Source organism: Lentibacillus populi (assembly GCA_014642895.1).
Lineage (GTDB): Bacteria > Bacillota > Bacilli > Bacillales > Amphibacillaceae > Lentibacillus_C > Lentibacillus_C populi.
The window spans coordinates 90234-110123 of the sequence record BMJD01000006.1 but is presented as its reverse complement, the minus strand read 5'-3'; the positions used below and the strand labels follow the sequence as shown (position 1 = coordinate 110123).

The following is a 19890-nucleotide window of genomic DNA, read 5'->3' as shown; positions in this document are numbered from 1 at the left end:
CTCTGCTTTTCTTATTTGCCTCGTATAACCCGTAATGTCCTTTGTCTATACTGAAAATAGGGTATTATCTTAAGATATAAGGTGAAAATATGAGTATCGAAATATTTAAACATATCTATTACCGGCTTCCGGTCTTTGTCCGGCTGCTTTTAACCATTTTTTTAGTCATGATTCTTTTCGGGATCATCATTCATTTTGTTGAACCCGAACAATTTCCTACTATTTTTATCGGTGTCTGGTGGGCATTTGTTACAGGGGCGACAGTAGGGTATGGTGATGTAGTTCCACTAACCACAACTGGAAGAGTAATCGGTATTTTGCTAATATTATCTGGTGGTGGTTTACTAACCTTCTATATTACCCATATTTCCGCGGCAACTATTCAGCATGAGCAGGACCTCTCCAAAGGAAAAGTTGCCTTCAAAGCAAGTAATCATGTCATTTTTGTCGGCTGGAATGAGCGAACAAGACAATTAGTCAATCTAACGACAAAGCATGACCCTAACATCGAAATAGTGCTAATCGACCGGACCCTGACGCATTTACCATACAAACAATTTCCGGTTCATTTTATTCATGGTGATGCAACCGAGGATGCCACACTTCACCAAGCCAATATCAAATTGGCAAAAAGTGTTGTTATCACAGCTGATCATATAAAAAAGGAACGGCAGGCTGACCATAACACGATTTTAACAACGGTCGCCGTACGTGGAAACAACCAGCACGTCCCGATCGTTGCTGAGATTCTGTCTAAAAGTCAAATTGAAAATGCGATTAGAGCCGGTGCGACAACGATAATTCGCTCCAATGATTTTATGAGCGTTTTACTCTACCATGAGCTGTTTAATCGAAAAGAGACAGAACCATATGAAACAATCCTGCATCTTTTATCCAGTCAGCATTTTGACCAGGTCAAGCTTCCAGACGAATTGGCCGGAAAAACGTTTCAGCAGGCCATTGTTTATTTTTTCGACAAAAAAAGTTTACTGCTTGGCATCATTCGAAACCAGGAATGGCAGATCAATCCTCCTATTAATAGCAAAATGAAAGAAGGTGACACACTGTTAACTATGTCTGGACAGCAATAATCTCCTCCCTTAATTTTTGCCTGGCAACACAATATATGCTAAAATGTTTTATTGTGTAAAAAGAAACGAATAAGGTATAGGAGTTGTTCAGCATGACAGACAAGTTTGAAACTGGTCAAGTTTTACAAGGAAAAGTTACAGGAATTCAACCATACGGTGCGTTTGTTGCTTTAGATGATGAAACACAAGGACTCGTTCATATCTCAGAAGTAACGCACGGTTATGTGAAAGATATTCATGATCATTTAGCTATTGGCGACGAAGTAAATGTGAAGGTATTAAATGTTGATTTAGAAAATAATAAAGTGTCCTTATCCATTCGTGCAACTGAAGAAGCACCAAAGAAAAACATCAAGACACCGAAAAACCAGGCAGCAAAACAGCAAGATGATTCAACAGGCGGATTCAATACATTAAAAGACAAATTGGCAGAATGGATTGAGCAATCAGAAGAACGTGAAGGAACATTTAAAAAGTAGAATCAAAAGCGGAAGCACCCGGTTAGCGGCGCTGGAGCTGGACGAGGACTCAGAGTTACACGCAGTTTTTGACGATAGAAACCGCGTGTGCTTTTTCTTTTAGATGCACTTTCTTGATTTACTTCCCCTCTTTCGATAAAGTTAAATTAAATGTACATTGGGAGGAATAAAAATTGGCACATATCACATTTTCATATGAAAAAGCTCTTGCATTTATGAAAAAAAGCGAACTGCAGAGCCTCGATTCATTCGTAACGTCCGCACATAATGCCATACATAATAAAACAGGTGCCGGCAATGACTTTTTAGGGTGGGTTGATCTACCAAAAAACCATGATAAAAAGGAATTTGACCGGATCAAGTCAGCTGCTGAAAAAATTAAACAGGACTCAGATATTTTGCTTGTTATTGGTATTGGAGGATCTTATCTAGGAGCGCGGGCAGCGATTGAAATGCTAAATCACTCGTTCCGTCATCAGCTTACCAATGACAAAAATGGCCATCCCCAAGTAATTTTTGTCGGCCATCACCTAAGCTCTACATATATGAAGGAATTGCTGGATGTTCTTGAAAATAAGGATATATCCATTAACGTTATTTCGAAGAGTGGGACGACGACCGAACCAGCAATCGCATTTCGCATTTTCCGCAAGTGGCTGGAAAACAAATATGGCAAAGAGGAAGCTAAAAAACGGATTTACGCAACAACCGATAAGGAAAAAGGTGCATTAAAAACACTTGCCGAAAATGAAGGTTATGAAACCTTTGTCATACCAGATGATGTTGGAGGACGCTACTCCGTATTAACCGCTGTAGGGCTATTGCCAATTGCAGTCAGCGGAATTTCAATTGATGATATGATGGATGGTGCAACAGATGCGATGAACGATTATGCAGAACCATCGCTTGCTAAGAACCCGGCATACCAATATGCAGCCATTCGCAATATCTTCTATAATAAAGGGAAAACAATTGAAATGCTCATTAATTACGAACCTCAGCTGCAATATTTTGCCGAATGGTGGAAGCAATTATTTGGGGAAAGTGAAGGAAAAGATCAGAAAGGAATCTTCCCGTCATCCGCAAACTTTACCACCGATCTTCACTCCCTGGGGCAATATATTCAGGATGGACGGCGCGATCTCTTTGAAACCGTCTTATATGTTACTAACGCAAAACAAGATATAACATTAGCAGAAGATGAACAGAATTTGGATGGGCTTAATTATTTAGCAGGAAAAACGGTTAGTGAAGTTAATGAGAAGGCTTTTCAAGGCACTTTGCTGGCGCATACCGATGGAAACGTTCCGAATCTCGTAATCAAGATTCCTGCACTTAATGCCTATACATTCGGTTACCTCGTCTACTTTTTTGAAAAGGCTTGTGCTATCAGCGGTTATTTACTAGGTGTCAATCCATTTGATCAGCCAGGTGTTGAGGCATATAAGAAAAACATGTTTGCCTTACTTGGAAAAAAAGGATTTGAGGAAGAAAAGGCGAAATTGGAAAAACGATTGTAAACTTCCTATTGTACTCGAAAAATTTGCAGCAGAAAATTTTGGTGGTTTTTTTGCCAAAAAGTGTTTAGCTTTTGTTTGATGGGGTAATACTATAAACGTAAGACTTTCTCGTATTCCCCCTGTAAGCAAGGCGTAAAAAGCGCTTTGCTTTTTTTTATCTGTTTTTATAGGCTATAATGGTATTTATATTTGACTATCAGGAGGGTTTAATAATGGGGAATTTCGATTTCATACATAATCGCAAAAACACACGATCCGTCAAATGGGATCTAGTAGAATCAATGTTTCAATCGCCCGATGTTTTGCCAATGTGGGTTGCGGACATGGATTTTAAAGCACCACAGGAAGTAATCGATGCAATTGTACAACGGGCAGAACACGGAATTTTTGGCTATACGGTTATTGATGATGACGTAAAACGTGCAATAGTGGATTGGGTTGAAAGAAGGCATCATTGGAAATTTTCGCCTGATCATCTTTCTTTCAGTCCCGGTGTCGTAACAAGCCTCTATATGGCAATCCAGGCGTTTACAGAACCGAATGATAAGGTGTTAATCCAAACTCCGGTTTACACACCTTTTTATAAAGTTATTGAACAGCATGATCGCGTAGTTGTTAAAAATCCGCTTATGTTACAAGACAACTATTACAAAATAGATTTTACCGACTTTGAAGAAAAATTAAAAACAGGTGTCAAGGTATTTATCCTCTGCTCACCGCATAACCCTGTTGGACGCGTATGGCGGGAAGAAGAATTACGGGAAATGGCACGGCTTTGTCTTGCCCATGACGTATTAATCTTGTCTGATGAAATCCATGCTGACCTTCTTTATCCCGGGTATCACCATATTCCAATTGCATCCTTGTCAGAGGAAATTGCTGAACAAACGATTACCTGCATGTCCCCGTCAAAAACATTCAATTTGGCTGGATTACAGGCATCCTATATTATTACAACGGATAAGGAAAAACGGGCAAAGCTCGAAAATCAGCTTATTATTCAGGGGCATGGGGCATTAAATACATTAGGCAATACGGCAATGGAAGCAGCCTACAATTATGGTGAAACCTGGCTGGAAGAACTAAGAGATGTACTAAAAGAAAATCGGGATTATGTTACAGACATGTTCGAACGTCATGCAAAAGAATTAACGGTGATCCGTTCAGAAGGTACTTATCTGCTATGGATTGATTGTAGTACATTGCAATTGGACAGTACAGCACTGAAAAAATTCATGGTTGAGCAAGCAAAAGTAGGGCTTAATGAAGGTGTCTCATATGGTGATGAAGGCAAGCTGTTTATGCGGATGAATATTGCCTGTCCAAAAGCTACACTGGAAGAAGGAGTTAAACGAATTATTGATGCAGTAAAAAATCGATAATAATAGCGGAAGTTCCCGGAAAGGGAGCTTCCGCTTTCGTTTAATCTTCTTTCTGTTTCTCATTATAATCGTTACGCTTCATCATCATTTTCTATATCCTGTTGCTTATACTGCTGGTCAATTTGCTTTGCTTCTTTTTTTGAATGCTTTAAAAAAAAGTGCATTGTAATACCGGCTAATATCATAAATATTACTAATTCAATTACGGCTGGAATGTATTCCGTTTTATCTTCCGGAAAATAAAGAAACTCCATCATTGTTTCTCACGTCCTTCGCTTAAATTATAGCAGACATCCAGTAAACGCTAAAGGATTAGTGACAATTGTCAGAGATTGTTCAAAAAATTAGCCAAATAAATTAACTGCAAACCAAAACATTTACTTAACGTCCAATTTGGCAAATTTTTAAACTCACATTATTAGCCAACGCAAGCTTTTTTTGGCACAATGGAGGTGTATCTATCAAAAAGGAGATGATTACTGTGGCTGTTGCCGTTGGGGATATTGTTCGCGCCCATTACAATTCCGGAGTTTACATAGGAAAAGTAGAAGAAGACCGTGATGATCGATTTTTGGTTAAAGTACTTGCCGTGATCAAGCATCCTATGCAGGGTGATCTGCATCATCCCGGTGTTGTTGACGATGGGGTCTTTTTTCATGAACGGAAAGCGTTAGCCCATTATGAAAAAATGAATGTCGCCAAGGCTGTGGTTTATCCATACGATGATGTGGTACCCGAATACCGTGAATCATTACAATCTGCTCTATCCACAATGAAAGCGAAATTGCACGAAAAAGATACAGAATTCAGCAAGGAAGCTTTAAAAAGGCTAATTAATTTGGAAGAAACGTACTACCACAAAAGCTATTATAAGTAAAAAGGCTAGATAGCTGATAAACCGCTCTGTTTTTTTATCGTAAAAAAGCAGCAGCTTTATTTATGCTTTATTCAAAAGACCACGTCCAGCTTCGGCCTAGCGGTAGTGGTCTTCCTTCATCTTGTCCTTTTCGTTTACGTCGGTACTTTCAAATTTCGTTTTTTCTTTTCTGGTTTGCCATAAATCCTTGTTGTAATTTTAGGTGCATAGTTAAATAGCAGCATCCCGAGAAACGCAGAAACTACGATATAAATTCCACCGAAAACCTTTATCGACCCTGCCGCAACGCTGGCAATAACGACAGAAAACTCTCCACGGGCACATAATGACAATCCTGCTCGTAATGATACACGTTTTGTAAGTCCATACAATTTCCCGCCAATTGTACCAACCAGAATTTTAGCCAGCATTGACCAGACAAGCAGAATGATTAACAGTACCGGCATCGGCACACCTGAACCCATGTCAATGGTTGTTCCAAAATAAACAAAGAATGTAGGCAACAGCAGATTTTTTATCGGTGTAACTGTTCCTTCCACCCGTTCAATTTTGCCAATCTCCGCTAGCATGACACCGGCCAAAAATGCCCCAAGCACTTCTGATAACCCTAAAGATACAGCTAATCCTCCATATGTAACAGCAATTCCAACTAACAGAACAATTTTAAAATCTTCATCTTCAATTTTAAGTAAAAACTGCTCAAACCGTTTAAACAATGTCTTACTCAAAATAATAGCAACTACTGCCAGACCAACTATTTTCCCTAATAACATAGCTAAATCCAATCCGGAAAATGCCTCCCCGGTGCTTAATGCAATTAATATGGCGACAATAATTGGTGCAATCAAATCTTCAAATATCAATATGCCCAAAATATATTCTGTTTCCGCATTGGCCATTCTTCCTTTGTCATCAAGTAATTTAGCTGTAATGGATGAGCTGGTAGCATATGCCAAACCACCAATTAAAAACGAGGAGAACCAGTCCATGCCAAAGCCAAACGCAATAATCATCGTTACGCCTAGACTGAGTCCCACATCAAGGAAACCTGAGCTCCATATTTTTTTGGCGATTCCACCGAGTCGTCTTGTATTGAATTCCAATCCAAGCAAAAAGAACAGCAGGACAATCGCAACTTCGCTTGAAAAATGCAGGATGGAATTATGATGCATCAGACCAGCTAACGCAATTCCAAATAAAATATACAAAATAACATTAGGGAAATTTGTTTTTAACCCAATATATCCAAGCAGAAAAATTCCAATTAATATAATACCTGCATCTAATAACGTCGGAAGTTCACTAACCAAACATCATCATTCCTCACCCTTACATAGCTCTGTTAAAGCAGCTATTTGCTCATCTTTTCCGACAGACATTAATACGTCACCAGGCTTTAAGGTCGTGTCAGCCTCAGGAATGGCAATAACATCCTCCCCGTGAACAATCCCAATGATGGTTGCGCCGGTTTTGTTACGGATATCTGATTCCTCTATCGTTTTAAACGCAAGGGTTGATTTCTCTTTCAGTGTTATATAATCAACGATAATCTGGCTTTTAAATATACGCATTTTTTCAACGTCTACTGGCTGATATGTTGCACCTAATAGTTGTGCCGCAAGCTCCCTTGTTTCGTCAGGCGTCAGATCCATTGCAAAATCTGCCTCGTCCCCATCCGCGTCCTCGAAAAAGTACAGCTCCCGTTTTCCAGTATGATGGACAATAATCACAAGCAAATTTTCCTCAGACGTTTTAAACGAGATTTTCTGTCCGATTCCCGGTAGCTTAGATACAGATATTTTCATTACTTCACCCCATACTCCAAATGTCTGTTTATTATAGACTTTACCTGTTAGTAAAATAAATGTAAACAAAAAAATAAAAAAGCTAGAGGGTTTTATTTCTCCAGCTTCATCACTTACATTATTCACCTAAATGTTCTTTAATAACTTCTTCAATACCGTTTATTGCTTCTTCTTCATCACTGCCGTTTGCAATGATTTTAATTTCAGCACCTTTTGGAACACCAAGTGACATAACACCCATGATTGATTTTAAGTTAACGGTTTTACCATTGTAGGCTACCTCAACTTCTGATTTAAACTGACCAGCTTTATTTACAAGTAGTGTAGCAGGACGTGCATGAACTCCTGTATCAGCTGTAATGGTAAACGTTTTTTCTTTCATTATATCTCATCCTTCCAATTGTGATAATTATTCGTATGTACACTATGTTAACATACATTTTTGCAGATCATTAACTCATTAAAAATTCGTGAATAAATGAACTATCCTTATTATATACAATAATAAACTTTTATGAAACAAAAAAACCTGTCATTTACTTAGAAATTTGTCTTTGCCTTAGGGTTATGATAACGTTATCTTGTAAAGAACAAAGGCGCAAGCGCCCGTTTAGCGGCGTATGGACTGCGCCCTGCCATGCAGGGTGGTTCGGTGTTGCTGCGCAAAGCAGCGGTCTTAACCGAACATTCCTGCCGTAGGAGATAAAGGAAACATGCCCCTGCAAAAGGGGTATGCCGACGTTGGACGCAAAGTCCGCCTTTAGTCGGCCTTCCTTTACACCAACCGATGTTGACTTATCGTACGGAGGCGGGTGTTGCACACTAGCCGCTGGGCGCTGGAGCTGGACGTGGCCTACTCTGCTGAGAGCAGAATAGAGCCTAAATTTATATACTTTCTTATCTTAAGAAAAAGTTGGAGGTTGTGAAATGAGTGTACATATTGGGGCAGAAAAAGGTGAAATCGCTGATAAAATTCTATTACCAGGAGATCCGTTACGGGCAAAATTTATTGCGGAAACATTTTTAAATGATGTTCAACAATATAACAATGTACGTGGTATGTACGGATTTACTGGTACATATAAAGGAGAAAAAATATCTGTCCAAGGAACCGGAATGGGGGTTCCTTCGATTTCGATATACGTAAATGAACTTATCCAAAGCTACGATGTCCAAAAATTAATTCGTGTTGGCACATGCGGTGCAATCCAGAAAGATGTAAAAGTTCGTGATGTTATTTTAGCGCAAGGGGCTACAACCGACTCCCAAATCAATCGCATGGTATTCGATGGAATTGACTATGCACCGCTAGCTGATTTTCAATTACTTAAAAACGCATATGACGTTGGAATGGAAAAAGGGTTACGCCTGCGCGTTGGCAATGTGTTTACAAGTGACACCTTCTATCGTGATAATGCAAAGGAACTGAATGAATTACTTGCAGCATATAAAGTATTAGCAATTGAAATGGAAACATCTGCATTATACACATTGGCAGCAAAATTCGATCGTCAGGCATTGTCGGTATTAACTGTTTCCGATCACATCCTGACGGGTGAAGAAACAACGGCACAAGAACGGCAAACAACCTTCCATGACATGATGGAAATTGCGTTGGAGGCAGCGATCAAATAAGTGCCCTTAACCTGTTAAGCATAACAGGTCAAAGATAGAGCCCTCAGCTATTTTGTCAACCTTATTATTATTTGGTTGACAATAAACGTTCGCTCCCTTATTATTTTATTAGAAGGGAGAGAATACATATGAAAGAGTTACGTCCTATCGATTTAACATTTGGTGCAGTATTTGTCTGTTTAATGGCAATTGGCGCCAATATAGCAGTATGGTTTCCAATGTTAACTGTTCCGATTGGTGGTGCATCTGTGCCATTGTCATTACAAACCTTTTTTGCAATACTGGCTGGGCTGATGCTCGGCAAAAAACTCGGTACTATTTCAATCATTACCTATATCCTTGTCGGTATTGCCGGTGTACCCGTATTTGCCGAAATGTCTGGAGGTCCTTTTGTTCTTGTCAGTCCAACAGGCGGATTCATTATATCGTTTATTTTTATCGCATTTTTTGTCGGACTCATAGCAGAACAAAGTAAAAAACCGTCCATACCTTTATACACTTTTGCAGCACTAATCGGATTGTTGTTAAATTACGGAATAGGTGTGACCTATATGTATGCAGCCATGAATACTTGGCTGGAACTAAACATTTCTTACTCAGTTGCATGGACGAGCATGGTTCCATTTTTGATCAAGGATGCTGCATTGGCCTTTCTTTCAGGAGTGTTTATGGTTAATTTGGCTAAGCGAATTCCCGCAAGATGGTTAAGCATAAAAGCACATTAACATAATCGTTCTGTATTTGGAGGATATTCCGATAATGGATATCCTCTTTTTTTCTCACTTAAAAATTTGTTTACCCAGAGTCAGATAAATGAATAAAAGTTTTCATCCTTTACCGATACTAGAGTTATTAGTCCAACAGGTGCTTGTAACAGAAAGGATGTTCTTCTTTTCATGCATGTTTTCATGAATTTCCCATTATGGGCTGCACTGATTGCAATTGTTTTTTCACAGGTCATCAAAATACCGATTAATCTGATTGTAACAAAAACGTTTAAACCGGGTCTGGCATTTAGTAATGGAGGGATGCCTAGCAGTCATTCGGCAGCTGTTGCCGCATTAACAACCAGTATCGGAATTGTCGAAGGGATATCCTCAACAATGTTTGCAGTTTCTTGTGTTTTCAGCATTATCGTTATGTTTGATGCATCTGGGGTACGCAAACAGGCCGGAGAACAAGCAATATTGCTCAATCAGTTACGTAAAGACCTTCTTTATCTTATCGAGGGAGCGAAGGATTGGGGAAAAAAGGCGGAATACGAAAAACGCCAGGAGCTGAAGGAATTACTGGGACATGAGCCAATCGAAGTATTTTTTGGCGGATTAACAGGGATTTGCCTTGCACTCCTTCTTTATATGCTATACTAATTTTCATAGCGCATCTCCATTGCTCGGAGTCTTTGACTGTCTTGCAGCGAAATTTTCACAAGTATTCCCCAGCATTCAACTGCTAGCAAACACATTACCGAACAGCGCCAAAACAGGCTCACCCTTATACCTGGGTAAGCCTGTTTAATTTGCTTTAACTTGTTGTAATCTGCTCCCGGAAGACTTGCAATGCTTCATTTTCATTCCATTCCATAAGCTGTTCTTCGCTAAGGCTGCCATCACCCATCTCGATGATATAAACCTTTACTTCCTTCTTTCCCCATTTTTTATAAACATCTTCTACAGTTGGATAATACAGATCAATTTCATTTCCGTTAATTGCTCCCCCCTTGTCAGCAACGACGCCATACCCATAATCAGGAATATACAGAATAGTTCCGATTGGATAAATACTTAAATCAGCTGCAATAGTAGAGTATAAGTCTCGCTTAACCTTTACCCCAGAATACGTAATTCCATATTCCGGATGATCAGGCGTTTTACCTGTCGACTCTGCACCTGCCGTATAGCCTGTTGCCATAACAGTTGAGCTTGGATATTGTTCTAAATTAACATATTCCTCCAGTGTCTTTGGTCCTTCAATTTGTTCACTGGAAATATACCGTTGGGACTCATTTTTGTAATTTAATGTTTTCTTCTCAAGTGTAATCCGTTTATTCGTCAGAGCATCCTCTGCCATTGTTGGTTTATTCGCTGCTTCCTGTTCTGCCCACGCATGAACATCTTGTAAGGTGACGTTCGAAATACTGGTGAGCGTAGTGTAAAATGCGCCTAAAAATAACAGTAACATCCCGGTTCTTCGGAAAAATTTAATTTTTTTCAATGATAACACCTCTCTGGATGTCATCATTTCCAATCTAGTAACTTTTTATTCATGAAAGTTAAAATGAAACCAAAAAATACTGACAAATGAATAGATTACAAAAACAATCACGCCCGGCGGTGCTATTGCTTTTAAAACATTTGATAGCCACTTTTCCGGAGAAATTTAATGACAAATCCAGATACAATTGTTCCAACGAGGCCAGCTGCCAGAATCGTTATGTCTACAGGTGTGATATGTACTAAATTAGTAAAAGCAGTCTGGAACGATGCACCTGGATCTTTAAAATAATTTGTTGTTGGTATATCATCAACTATAATCAGGACAATGATTGGATAAATAAATGACATTAACCATGTACGCCTTAGTAGCATATTTAAAATAAATGCAATGCCAAAAAATATAACAAAAAACAATAAAATTGATACAACAAATTGAATCAAGGTTGTGTCCTCCTATTTAACAATCTTTCATACAGACTCCATTTTAGCTGAAAACATATAAAAAGCAAAGGCGGAGAGACCCACCCTTGCTTAAATTGTCATTTCCTAATAAAAAATATTAAATTTACCTTTCCGCATTAATAGACTAAAACCGCCTAATTTTAATAAGTAACGGTTATCGATTATTTTTTTCATCACCGTTGCCTTAAAGCCGAATAGCTTACGATTATTTAAGATAACACCAATTGCATCATTGGCTCCGAGGGAGGCGACTGTTCCAAGAATTTTTGCTTCAAAGCTTTCCAATTCATCGTTTCCCTGAATGAGGGCTTTTACATTATGTGCAACGGTTTGCGATTCCTGAATAGCGATTTGTGCGGTTGGTGGAAATGGACAGCCGGTATCCGGATTCATAATTAGTGCACAATCACCAAGTACGAACACATCATCATATTCTGGAACACGCATATCTTTCCTTACTTCAACTTTTCCTCGATTTGTCGTAAAACCAGATGTCTCTACAATTGAATTGGCGCGAACTCCTGCAGCCCAAATGGTCGTTAATGTCGGGATCTCCACTTCTTTGTTATCTTTTTCATAAACAATACTTGCCGGCTTGCATTCCTTTAACAATGCCCCTGTTATAAATTCAACGCCACGTGCCTCCAGTGAATTCATTGCATATTCGACAAGCTGCGGGTCAAAACCCGGCAATACTGCAGGAGATCCTTCTATATTAATAATCCGCACTAAATTCTTATCAATATCATATTCTTTGCAAAGCTCTGGGATCCGATTTGCCAGCTCGCCGACAAACTCGATACCGGTAAATCCGCCACCACCAATAACAATATTTAAACGTGCTTGATTTTTTTTCGAATCATTATGATACATGGCAAAATTGTATTCAATATGTTCCCTAATTAGCCGTGCACTATTTATATTCCCAATTGTAAAGGCGTTTTCTGTTAATCCCGGAATCCCGAATGTTGCTGCTTCAAATCCTAGCGCTACAACTAAAATATCATAGGAAAGCTCACCATTTTTTAGCTTCACTTTTTTCTCTTCCGGTTTTATCGCAACAACGGTATCCAGAACAAAGTTAACCTTGTTCATGTTGACAACTTCCTTAATTGGGATCCGTGTACGATCATGATGTAATGTGCCGGCAGCATTTTCATGTAACCACGTGGTCTGGTAATGGTAATCATTATTATTCACAAGTGTTAGCACGGCTTCATTTAATCCGAGTGACTTTTGCAGTTTGACAGTCGTCATCATCCCACCATAGCCAGCACCAAGAATCACAATATTTGGCTTATTCATTTTATCATCACTTCCATCTGTAAAATTTCTGTTTCCCCTATGTGACATATTTCACGAAATAATAAACGCTAAAGCGCTAAGACTGGTCGAGCTTATCTTATTATCCAAAACACAGAATATTAATATCAAAGCATTAAAAAACTTGACTGAAAGCCAAGTATGTAACAATTGAAATACTTTTGTTATAAAACTGTAATATAACATTCAAACAATATCTTAGCCTTTTTCATTACAATTTTCAACCCTAAATAATACATTCTTAAAATTTAAATTTCTCCCAGTTATAATTCCAGTGTTATTGAAATAAAAATATTTCTGTTATAACCGTTAGTAGAATCTCCATAAAAAAATATAGAAGGTGCCCGATTCGTCTAATTAAAATTCAGTTACGGATAAAGGTAGGCCAAGTATGCCACGTCCGCATGTCTTTGTCTGCACCACGACATTCGGTGCGTTAATCCCCCCACTGATAAAGCTTCACATTATTGCATATTTCTTTATGATTAAATCAATTTATCGTAGTATAGAGGCAGAGAGAATGGAGGAGTAATAATGGCAGAACAAATATATGATGTAACGATTATCGGAGCAGGGCCAACTGGTTTGTTCACAGCCTTTTACGGTGGGATGCGCGATGCAAGTGTTAAAATAATTGAAAGCTTGCCACATACCGGTGGACAATTAACAGCCTTGTATCCGGAGAAAGATATATACGACGTCGCTGGTTTCCCCAAAGTTCGTGCACAGGACTTGGTCGATAACCTGGAGGAGCAGGCCAACCTGTTTAGCCCGGCGATTGTATTGGGGCAGGCAGTTGAAAAAGTAGAACGTTTGGATGATCAGTCATTTAAACTTACTACCAATAAAGAAACGCATTATACGAAGACCATTATCATCACAGCCGGAAATGGCGCATTCCAGCCACGCCGGTTGAATGTTGGCGATTTTGAAAGGTTTGAGGGTGTTAATTTACATTACCATGTAAAAGACATGAATCACTATAAAGACCAGCATGTGATGCTGCTGGGCGGCGGTGATTCAGCAGTAGACTGGGCCTTGATGCTGGAACCGATTGCAGAAAAAGTAACATTGGTACACCGCCGCGATAAATTCCGTGCCCATGAGTACAGTGTCGAAAAATTAATGAACTCAAGTGTGGAAATCATTACTCCTTTTACGCCTGGCGATATTAGTGGAAATGATAAAATTGAACGCGTATTGCTGCAGGAAGTAAAAGGTGACCGGCAACTAGAGCTGGAGGTTGATTCCATATTGTGCAATTATGGCTTTGTCTCTACATTAGGGCCACTAAAAGATTGGGGCTTGGAAATTGAGAAGAACAGCATTGTCGTGAATACGAAAATGGAAACCAATATTCCAGGAATTTATGCTGCTGGGGATATTTGTACATACCCAGGCAAAATAAACCTAATTGCCACCGGATTTGGTGAAGGACCGACTGCTGTCAATAATGCCAAGCAATATATTGATCCAAAAGCAAGGGTACAGCCAAAGCATTCGACGAGTTTGGACTTAGTAAAGTAATCATTGACAAATAAAAAAAACATATCCGGATCATGTTCGTGTCGTCCCGGATATGTTTTTTATTTCTGTAATTGGTATATTTTGGAGTATTAACTAACCGGGTGCTTGCGCCTTTGTTCTCCCGCTGGCACTTTTTACAATTCTTTCCCATTTGTTGCAATTACCTTTTTATACCAATGAAAGCTCTTTTTCTTCATCCGCCTCATGTCCTTCTCAGCCAATTCATCACGGTTCACATAAACAAACCCATAACGCTTTTGGTAGCCGTTCAGCCAGCTGAGCAAATCGGTAAATGACCATGTACAATATCCAAGCAAATCCACACCATCGGTAACGGCTGCCTGTAATTGCTCGATATGCTTGCGAATAAAAGCAATTCGGTAGTCATCATTGACAGCATCATTTTCTTCCAGCTTGTCAAACTCCCCCAAACCATTCTCTGTCACTAAGATTGGAAGCCCATAACGGCTCGTGATCCGGCGCAAGCCAATTCTTAGTCCAACAGGGTCGATTTCCCAATCCCAATTGGTCGTTTCTAACGCCGCATTCCGTTTTCGTTTGAACAAACCAGCATTTCCACTTTCAACGAAATTACCTTTTTTTCCATCATGGTTTTCCTTATTAGAAGCACTGAACTGTTCGCCCAGCGGACTGGCAGTAAACGTTGCGGTCTGATAATAATTGACACCGATAAAATCTGGTTTACCTGCTTTTAACAGCTCGTCGTCCCCGTCTTCAATTATTGGCGCCAGTCCGTGCTTTTCAAGATATTTCCATGCAACTTTTGGATACACCCCCCAGCTATACACATCCATCCACCAATAACTTTGGAATTCCTCCGCATTTTCCGCTGCCAAAATGTTATTCGGTTCGCTGGAAAATGGATAGGCTGGTCCATACGCAAAGCTAGGACCAATTTTTCCATCAGTGATAATTCGTCTAAAAGATTGGATAGCCTTCGCATTGGCCAGATTGGCAATATGATTGGCGTTGTACATCCGCTTGCGATCGCTGACACCCGGGGGATGCGCAGCCTGTTCATATCCTAGTCCGATAAAAACATTTTGTTCATTCAATGTTACCCAGTAATTCACCTTATTTTTAAACCGTTCGAACAATGTAACACAATAATCATTAAAATCATTGATGATTTGTCGAGACTCCCAGCCACCATATTCATCCTGAAGTGCTTGTGGAAGATCCCAGTGATACAGCGTGACGATTGGCTCAATACCATGATGTAGCAGCTCATCAATCAGATTTTCATAGAACTGTATTCCTGCTTCACTTAGCTTACCTTTACCCATTGGAAAAATACGGCTCCACGATACGGAAAAGCGATATGCCTTCAACCCCATTTCTGCCATCAATGCTACGTCTTCTTTGTATCGATGATAATGATCGACTGCGACATCACCATTCGTACCTTGATAAGTTTTTCCGGGGATCTTTGTGAAGTTATCCCAAATAGAAGGACCTTTTCCATCTTCATTGAAAGCACCTTCCACTTGGTAAGCTGCCGAAGCAGATCCCCATAAAAAATTTCTAGGAAACTCATCTAAATTTGGATGATCCATTCATATCAGCTCCATTTACATCATTCTCTTATTTATAATTTTCATTTGATGACCGAGGCAGAAGAACCAGCCAAGTTCCACCAATTAATAAAACCATATACAGCCCCAAGCATGTTGGCGTATTGTCCGAATTCGCATGTATCGATGACTGGTTTTATTTTTGAGGCCTTCAGACGATTAAGAATATCGTCCAATTTCGCATTTATATGATCGATTAGGTCGTTTCTGGCACTAATGCCGCCACCTATTAAAATAATCTCTGGATCATAGATATATTGCAAATTGTAAATTCCCAAAGCTAAATATTGATGAAACTGATCGATGGCTTGTTTACAATCCACATCTCCGTCGTTCGCCATTTCAAATACAGCTTCCCCCGTTAATTCCTTCTCGTTCATATGTTTTAAGTTGGCCACATTTTTCACTAATGCACCGGTGGCACCGGTTGCGCTCCACGTGTCATAGTCAACCCCTGAGCCAGTAGGGATCACCATATAGCCAAACTCACCACCATGCAAATTGGCACCCTTATGCACCAATCCATTTTTGATGAGAGCTCCACCAATACCTGTTCCGATTACAACAACGATCGCGTCTTTTTTTCCCTGTGCTTTTCCTTTCCATACCTCGGCATAACCCGCACAATTCGCATCATTTTCCATAAATATCGGCAAGTCAATCCGATCACGAATCAACCGTTTGATATTTGGCCCATGAAGATAGGATAAAGCACTAGAGCCGTATATGATTCCCGTATCCGAGACAGCACCAGGGCAACTGATTGCTACGCCAGCAACATCTTGATTTTTATGGTAAAGATCTACCACTAGATCTAGTAGTCCATCCAATGTTTCCGGTGTTTTTGTTTTATCCATTTTCAATATGGTTGCCCCTTCATCAACAATGCCGAATTTGATATAGGTGCCACCAATATCAACTGCCAAATAACGTTTCATTACGTCCACCTCATACTTTTCGTCAATTTCTTGTTGTTAGCAATGTTTCTTTCCTGTCAACCTATCATCACCATCCCCTTACATTGTTCTGATTTTTATCTGTGTTTTATTAATCGGCTTATTTTATCGAATCATTCCACTAGTTAATGAATTGAGTCAAAAGAACACGAACCGCGTACAACTAACTGAGGATCGACCATTACTGAATTCGGTTGAACCTCCTCATTGATTAAATCATGGAGCATATGTGCCGCAAGCTTCCCCATCTTGTCTTTATCCTGTCTTACTGTTGCCAGCGGTGGGTCGCTGTAACGGCAAGCTTCAATATCATCACAACCAATTAACTTGATATCCTCAGGGACACGAATCCTCTTTTCCTTCAAGGCACGTAAAGCACCTAATGCCATCATGTCAGAAACAGCATAAACAACTTGTGGGCGTTTTGAAGCTGCCAATATCCGCTTCATCGCAGCATACCCACTATCTTCAAAATAATCTCCGTATTGGATCCACTCGTCCTTAACCTTCATGCCAAAAAGCTCCATATTACGAATGAAACTGTCTTTACGAATACTTGAGACAAATGAGTCTTCTGGGCCTCCGATAAAGGCAACTTCCTTCATCCTGTTTAAATAAAGATAGGTCACAACCGCTTCGGAAACTTTCCGGTTATCTGTTGTAACATAGCTTGAATTTGGGCCTTTCAGTGCAATATCAATTCCGACACATGGAAAATCACTTTGGTCCAGCTCATTTGTGGCTTCTTCAATTCGATCCCCCGCTATAATCAAACAACCATCCAATTGAAAATGAATACACCGAGCCAAATAATCCCGCCCGTCCTTGCTAAATTTGTTATTTGAAAAAACCAGCATATCATAGCCAAGATTTCCGATTGCATTTTTAAATGAATTAACAACATCATTGAAAAATGGGTGGTTCATTTCCGCATTGATATCTCCCGCATAGATTAACCCGATAAGATTGGATTTTTTTGTTGCCAGCGCTTTTGCTGAAAACGTCGGCTGGTAACCGGTTTCCTCGATTATTTTTTTTACTTTTTCTATCGTTTGCCGGCTAAGATTCCCCGATTGATTGATTACTTTTGAAACAGTGCCTGGAGAAACATTTGCCAGCTTTGCAATATCTTTAATAGTAAGTTTCATTGTCATACCTCATGTCCTTCGTGATCTACTCGTATTATTTAACGGAACCCTCTGTAATACTGGAGATAAACAACTTATTAAACATCAAGAACACAATAACGAGTGGAATTGTTGCCCAAAACACACCAGACAGCAACATCCCAAAATCAACATTGCTTGTTGTATTCATTGAAGAGAGGGCTACTTGTATTGTATACATATCCGGGTCGCGAAGAACAGTGAATTGCCACAAAAATTCTCCCCACGTTGCCGTAAATACAATAATTCCTAATGTGGCAAAGGCCGGTAATATGATTGGAAGAACAATACTCCGGAAAATACGGAAGTTTGAACAGCCGTCCAGTTTAGCCGCTTCAATTAATTCATCCGGAATGGATTGCGCTATATACTGCCTCATTAAGAAAATTCCTAACGGATTCAGGAAAAAGATAATCATTGCACCAAACAGGGTATCCAGCAATCCAAACTTGGCAACTAAAAAATATTGTGGAATTAAACCAAGTTGCGGTGGGATGACCATCGTTAGCAATATAGAAATAAAAAAAATATTTTTCCCCGGGAACCTGAATTTTGCAAAAGCAAACCCAGCCAATGAACTAATTAATAGAACGACAAGTGTAACAACTAAACAAACAATTAGTGTATTGAACATCGCACCAAAAAAAGGTATTTTTTCCAATACTGCTTGAAAGTTTTCGACTAATTTATCACCCGGTGTTATTGTTGGAGGAATCGAATTATATGCTGCACTTGGCCTTGTTGCCATCACAAACATCCAGTAAAAAGGAAAGATGGATAAGAAAGATGCAACAATCAGAAATAAATACACGAAAAATCGCCCAAATTTAAATTTTTTATTCATGATTTTATCCCCTTGTTCTTTTTTCTAATCCCGGATGTCAAATAGGTATTAATGGCGGAAGCAACAACAATAATACCGAGCAAAATAACTGCCGTTGCAGAGCCTGTTCCAAAGGATTGTAAACTAAATGCATCACGATACAAATACATTACAACCGTCATTGCTTCTGTCCTGCTAAATGCCGATCCTCCCAAAAACACAGTTGGTTCTGTGAATAGTTGCAGTGCACCAACAGTAGAAAAGAACACCGTTAAAACAATGAAAGGTTTTAATAATGGAATCGTAATATAGCGTAATTGCTGGAAAATAGTTGCACCATCAATTCGAGCCGCTTCATATAAGTCTTTTGGAATACTTTGCAGTCCCGCCAAGTAGATGATCGTGTTATAGCCGATCCATCGCCAAAAAACCATAATGGAAATAGCTATTTTCGAACCCCATTCACTTGTTTTCCATGCAACGGAGTCCATGCCAAAAAGGTTTAAAATGTAATTAGCCAACGCTGTATCGTTATTGCTGAAAAATACTCCAAATACAAGCGCTACAGCTACCATGGAGGTAATGTAAGGCAAAAAAATCATGGCGCGAAAGGCATTTTTAAATTTCAGATATGCCTGGTTCAGGATAAATGCTAAAATAATACCAAAAATGAGCTGCGGTGCTGTTCCCATAATGCCCATGATAATTGTGTTGTAAAGTGCCTTCCAAAACGTTGAATCATGCAGGACAACACTGAAGTTCTGGAGACCAACAAAGGTCATTTCACCCAATCCGTTCCAATTTTGAAATGCCAGATAGAGACTGAATATAGCAGGATATAAGCCAATTACGGCAAAAATAATAAAGAAAGGTGAAATGTACAAATAGGCACTAATTTTGTCTTTGGTTGCTTCTGATCGGTATTTTCTTTTGCGTGTAAAAGCCATTTTCTCTCCTTCCCTTCTTAAAAGACATTGATATGGCAGGAAAGACTGCCATATCAATGAATATGCAATATTTTCAGAAACCCAAG

21 protein-coding genes are annotated in these 19890 nt (G+C 39.4%); 9 read left to right on the top strand and 12 right to left on the bottom strand.

From position 1 onward, the window contains the following. Nucleotides 1-89: 89 nt before the first annotated feature. The 4 genes from IEX12_RS06435 to IEX12_RS06420 all read left to right on the top strand — a co-directional run bounded on the left by IEX12_RS06435 (nucleotide 90) and on the right by IEX12_RS06420 (nucleotide 4472). The gene (locus IEX12_RS06435) at nucleotides 90-1091 is read left to right on the top strand and encodes a potassium channel family protein (RefSeq protein WP_088053130.1); all 1002 of its coding nucleotides are present in this window, start codon (nucleotides 90-92) and stop codon (nucleotides 1089-1091) included. 92 nt (nucleotides 1092-1183) lie between these two features. Then, the gene (yugI, locus tag IEX12_RS06430; RefSeq protein WP_088053129.1) at nucleotides 1184-1570 is read left to right on the top strand and encodes a S1 domain-containing post-transcriptional regulator GSP13; all 387 of its coding nucleotides are present in this window, start codon (nucleotides 1184-1186) and stop codon (nucleotides 1568-1570) included. Between the two features lie 173 nt (nucleotides 1571-1743). Continuing rightward, nucleotides 1744-3090 (top strand): glucose-6-phosphate isomerase, encoded by a 1347-nt coding sequence (locus tag IEX12_RS06425; protein ID WP_088053128.1) that lies wholly within the window; start codon nucleotides 1744-1746, stop codon nucleotides 3088-3090. A gap of 212 nt (nucleotides 3091-3302) precedes the next feature. Beyond that, entirely contained in the window at nucleotides 3303-4472 is a 1170-nt protein-coding gene (locus tag IEX12_RS06420) for a MalY/PatB family protein (RefSeq protein ID WP_088053127.1), read from the top strand. Nucleotides 4473-4543: 71 nt separating this feature from the next. Here IEX12_RS06420 and IEX12_RS06415 read toward each other — a convergent pair whose 3' ends face one another. Continuing rightward, the gene (locus tag IEX12_RS06415) at nucleotides 4544-4729 is read right to left on the bottom strand and encodes a hypothetical protein (protein WP_088053126.1); all 186 of its coding nucleotides are present in this window, start codon (nucleotides 4727-4729) and stop codon (nucleotides 4544-4546) included. A gap of 224 nt (nucleotides 4730-4953) precedes the next feature. Between IEX12_RS06415 and kapB the strand changes: the two genes are divergently transcribed. After that, nucleotides 4954-5349 (top strand): kinase-associated lipoprotein KapB, encoded by a 396-nt coding sequence (kapB, locus tag IEX12_RS06410; protein WP_235000484.1) that lies wholly within the window; start codon nucleotides 4954-4956, stop codon nucleotides 5347-5349. A 134-nt stretch (nucleotides 5350-5483) separates the two neighbouring features. Here the strand turns inward: kapB and IEX12_RS06405 are convergent, their stop codons facing one another. The 3 genes from IEX12_RS06405 to IEX12_RS06395 all read right to left on the bottom strand — a co-directional run bounded on the left by IEX12_RS06405 (nucleotide 5484) and on the right by IEX12_RS06395 (nucleotide 7536). Next, the gene (locus IEX12_RS06405) at nucleotides 5484-6659 is read right to left on the bottom strand and encodes a cation:proton antiporter (protein ID WP_088053124.1); all 1176 of its coding nucleotides are present in this window, start codon (nucleotides 6657-6659) and stop codon (nucleotides 5484-5486) included. Between the two features lie 6 nt (nucleotides 6660-6665). Then, nucleotides 6666-7154 carry a cation:proton antiporter regulatory subunit gene (locus IEX12_RS06400; protein ID WP_088053576.1) on the bottom strand — a complete coding sequence of 163 codons (489 nt, stop codon included), beginning with the start codon at nucleotides 7152-7154 and terminating at the stop codon, nucleotides 6666-6668. A 118-nt stretch (nucleotides 7155-7272) separates the two neighbouring features. Beyond that, nucleotides 7273-7536: a phosphocarrier protein HPr gene (locus tag IEX12_RS06395; protein ID WP_088053123.1), complete on the bottom strand. Its 264-nt coding sequence runs from the start codon at nucleotides 7534-7536 to the stop codon at nucleotides 7273-7275. A 545-nt stretch (nucleotides 7537-8081) separates the two neighbouring features. Between IEX12_RS06395 and deoD the strand changes: the two genes are divergently transcribed. The 3 genes from deoD to IEX12_RS06380 all read left to right on the top strand — a co-directional run bounded on the left by deoD (nucleotide 8082) and on the right by IEX12_RS06380 (nucleotide 10159). Continuing rightward, a complete protein-coding gene (gene deoD, locus IEX12_RS06390) occupies nucleotides 8082-8789 on the top strand; it encodes a purine-nucleoside phosphorylase (RefSeq protein WP_088053122.1) in 708 nt (235 codons plus the stop codon). Nucleotides 8790-8917: 128 nt separating this feature from the next. Then, nucleotides 8918-9514, top strand: a complete 597-nt coding sequence (locus IEX12_RS06385; RefSeq protein ID WP_102415010.1) for a biotin transporter BioY — start codon at nucleotides 8918-8920, stop codon at nucleotides 9512-9514. Nucleotides 9515-9685: 171 nt separating this feature from the next. Further along, nucleotides 9686-10159, top strand: coding sequence for a divergent PAP2 family protein (locus IEX12_RS06380; RefSeq protein ID WP_088053120.1), 474 nt, complete (start codon nucleotides 9686-9688; stop codon nucleotides 10157-10159). Between the two features lie 154 nt (nucleotides 10160-10313). On the opposite strand, the gene spsC is transcribed toward IEX12_RS06380, so the two are convergent. The 3 genes from spsC to IEX12_RS06365 all read right to left on the bottom strand — a co-directional run bounded on the left by spsC (nucleotide 10314) and on the right by IEX12_RS06365 (nucleotide 12772). Beyond that, complete coding sequence (spsC, locus tag IEX12_RS06375) at nucleotides 10314-10970, bottom strand: stationary phase survival protein SpsC (RefSeq protein ID WP_155554328.1); 657 nt, start codon at nucleotides 10968-10970, stop codon at nucleotides 10314-10316. A 164-nt stretch (nucleotides 10971-11134) separates the two neighbouring features. After that, nucleotides 11135-11446, bottom strand: a complete 312-nt coding sequence (locus IEX12_RS06370; RefSeq protein WP_088053119.1) for a YuiB family protein — start codon at nucleotides 11444-11446, stop codon at nucleotides 11135-11137. Nucleotides 11447-11551: 105 nt separating this feature from the next. Beyond that, nucleotides 11552-12772, bottom strand: a complete 1221-nt coding sequence (locus IEX12_RS06365) for an NAD(P)/FAD-dependent oxidoreductase (protein ID WP_088053118.1) — start codon at nucleotides 12770-12772, stop codon at nucleotides 11552-11554. Nucleotides 12773-13324: 552 nt separating this feature from the next. Here IEX12_RS06365 and IEX12_RS06360 point away from each other — a divergent pair. Next, entirely contained in the window at nucleotides 13325-14317 is a 993-nt protein-coding gene (locus IEX12_RS06360; protein ID WP_088053117.1) for an NAD(P)/FAD-dependent oxidoreductase, read from the top strand. Nucleotides 14318-14451: 134 nt separating this feature from the next. On the opposite strand, the gene IEX12_RS06355 is transcribed toward IEX12_RS06360, so the two are convergent. The 5 genes from IEX12_RS06355 to IEX12_RS06335 all read right to left on the bottom strand — a co-directional run bounded on the left by IEX12_RS06355 (nucleotide 14452) and on the right by IEX12_RS06335 (nucleotide 19804). Next, nucleotides 14452-15894 (bottom strand): glycoside hydrolase family 1 protein, encoded by a 1443-nt coding sequence (locus IEX12_RS06355; protein WP_088053116.1) that lies wholly within the window; start codon nucleotides 15892-15894, stop codon nucleotides 14452-14454. Between the two features lie 41 nt (nucleotides 15895-15935). Then, a complete protein-coding gene (locus tag IEX12_RS06350; protein WP_088053115.1) occupies nucleotides 15936-16850 on the bottom strand; it encodes an ROK family protein in 915 nt (304 codons plus the stop codon). A 143-nt stretch (nucleotides 16851-16993) separates the two neighbouring features. After that, a complete protein-coding gene (locus IEX12_RS06345) occupies nucleotides 16994-18016 on the bottom strand; it encodes a LacI family DNA-binding transcriptional regulator (protein ID WP_088053114.1) in 1023 nt (340 codons plus the stop codon). Nucleotides 18017-18050: 34 nt separating this feature from the next. Next, on the bottom strand, nucleotides 18051-18878 hold the full coding sequence (locus tag IEX12_RS06340) for a carbohydrate ABC transporter permease (RefSeq protein ID WP_102415006.1): 828 nt from the start codon (nucleotides 18876-18878) through the stop codon (nucleotides 18051-18053). Beyond that, nucleotides 18875-19804, bottom strand: coding sequence for a carbohydrate ABC transporter permease (locus tag IEX12_RS06335; protein ID WP_188724802.1), 930 nt, complete (start codon nucleotides 19802-19804; stop codon nucleotides 18875-18877). The genes IEX12_RS06340 and IEX12_RS06335 overlap by 4 nt, the downstream gene beginning before the upstream one ends. Nucleotides 19805-19890: the final 86 nt, after the last annotated feature.

Excerpts from the sequence above, each read along its gene's own strand:
- IEX12_RS06435 (WP_088053130.1), top strand. The coding sequence starts at position 90 with ATGAGTATCGAAATATTTAAACATATCTATTACCGGCTTCCGGTCTTT.
- yugI (WP_088053129.1), top strand. The coding sequence starts at position 1,184 with ATGACAGACAAGTTTGAAACTGGTCAAGTTTTACAAGGAAAAGTTACA.
- IEX12_RS06420 (WP_088053127.1), top strand. The coding sequence starts at position 3,303 with ATGGGGAATTTCGATTTCATACATAATCGCAAAAACACACGATCCGTC.
- IEX12_RS06415 (WP_088053126.1), bottom strand. The coding sequence starts at position 4,729 with ATGATGGAGTTTCTTTATTTTCCGGAAGATAAAACGGAATACATTCCA.
- IEX12_RS06400 (WP_088053576.1), bottom strand. The coding sequence starts at position 7,154 with ATGAAAATATCTGTATCTAAGCTACCGGGAATCGGACAGAAAATCTCG.
- IEX12_RS06395 (WP_088053123.1), bottom strand. The coding sequence starts at position 7,536 with ATGAAAGAAAAAACGTTTACCATTACAGCTGATACAGGAGTTCATGCA.
- deoD (WP_088053122.1), top strand. The coding sequence starts at position 8,082 with ATGAGTGTACATATTGGGGCAGAAAAAGGTGAAATCGCTGATAAAATT.
- IEX12_RS06385 (WP_102415010.1), top strand. The coding sequence starts at position 8,918 with ATGAAAGAGTTACGTCCTATCGATTTAACATTTGGTGCAGTATTTGTC.
- IEX12_RS06380 (WP_088053120.1), top strand. The coding sequence starts at position 9,686 with ATGCATGTTTTCATGAATTTCCCATTATGGGCTGCACTGATTGCAATT.
- spsC (WP_155554328.1), bottom strand. The coding sequence starts at position 10,970 with ATGTTACTGTTATTTTTAGGCGCATTTTACACTACGCTCACCAGTATT.
- IEX12_RS06365 (WP_088053118.1), bottom strand. The coding sequence starts at position 12,772 with ATGAATAAGCCAAATATTGTGATTCTTGGTGCTGGCTATGGTGGGATG.
- IEX12_RS06360 (WP_088053117.1), top strand. The coding sequence starts at position 13,325 with ATGGCAGAACAAATATATGATGTAACGATTATCGGAGCAGGGCCAACT.
- IEX12_RS06355 (WP_088053116.1), bottom strand. The coding sequence starts at position 15,894 with ATGGATCATCCAAATTTAGATGAGTTTCCTAGAAATTTTTTATGGGGA.
- IEX12_RS06350 (WP_088053115.1), bottom strand. The coding sequence starts at position 16,850 with ATGAAACGTTATTTGGCAGTTGATATTGGTGGCACCTATATCAAATTC.
- IEX12_RS06345 (WP_088053114.1), bottom strand. The coding sequence starts at position 18,016 with ATGAAACTTACTATTAAAGATATTGCAAAGCTGGCAAATGTTTCTCCA.
- IEX12_RS06340 (WP_102415006.1), bottom strand. The coding sequence starts at position 18,878 with ATGAATAAAAAATTTAAATTTGGGCGATTTTTCGTGTATTTATTTCTG.
- IEX12_RS06335 (WP_188724802.1), bottom strand. The coding sequence starts at position 19,804 with ATGGCTTTTACACGCAAAAGAAAATACCGATCAGAAGCAACCAAAGAC.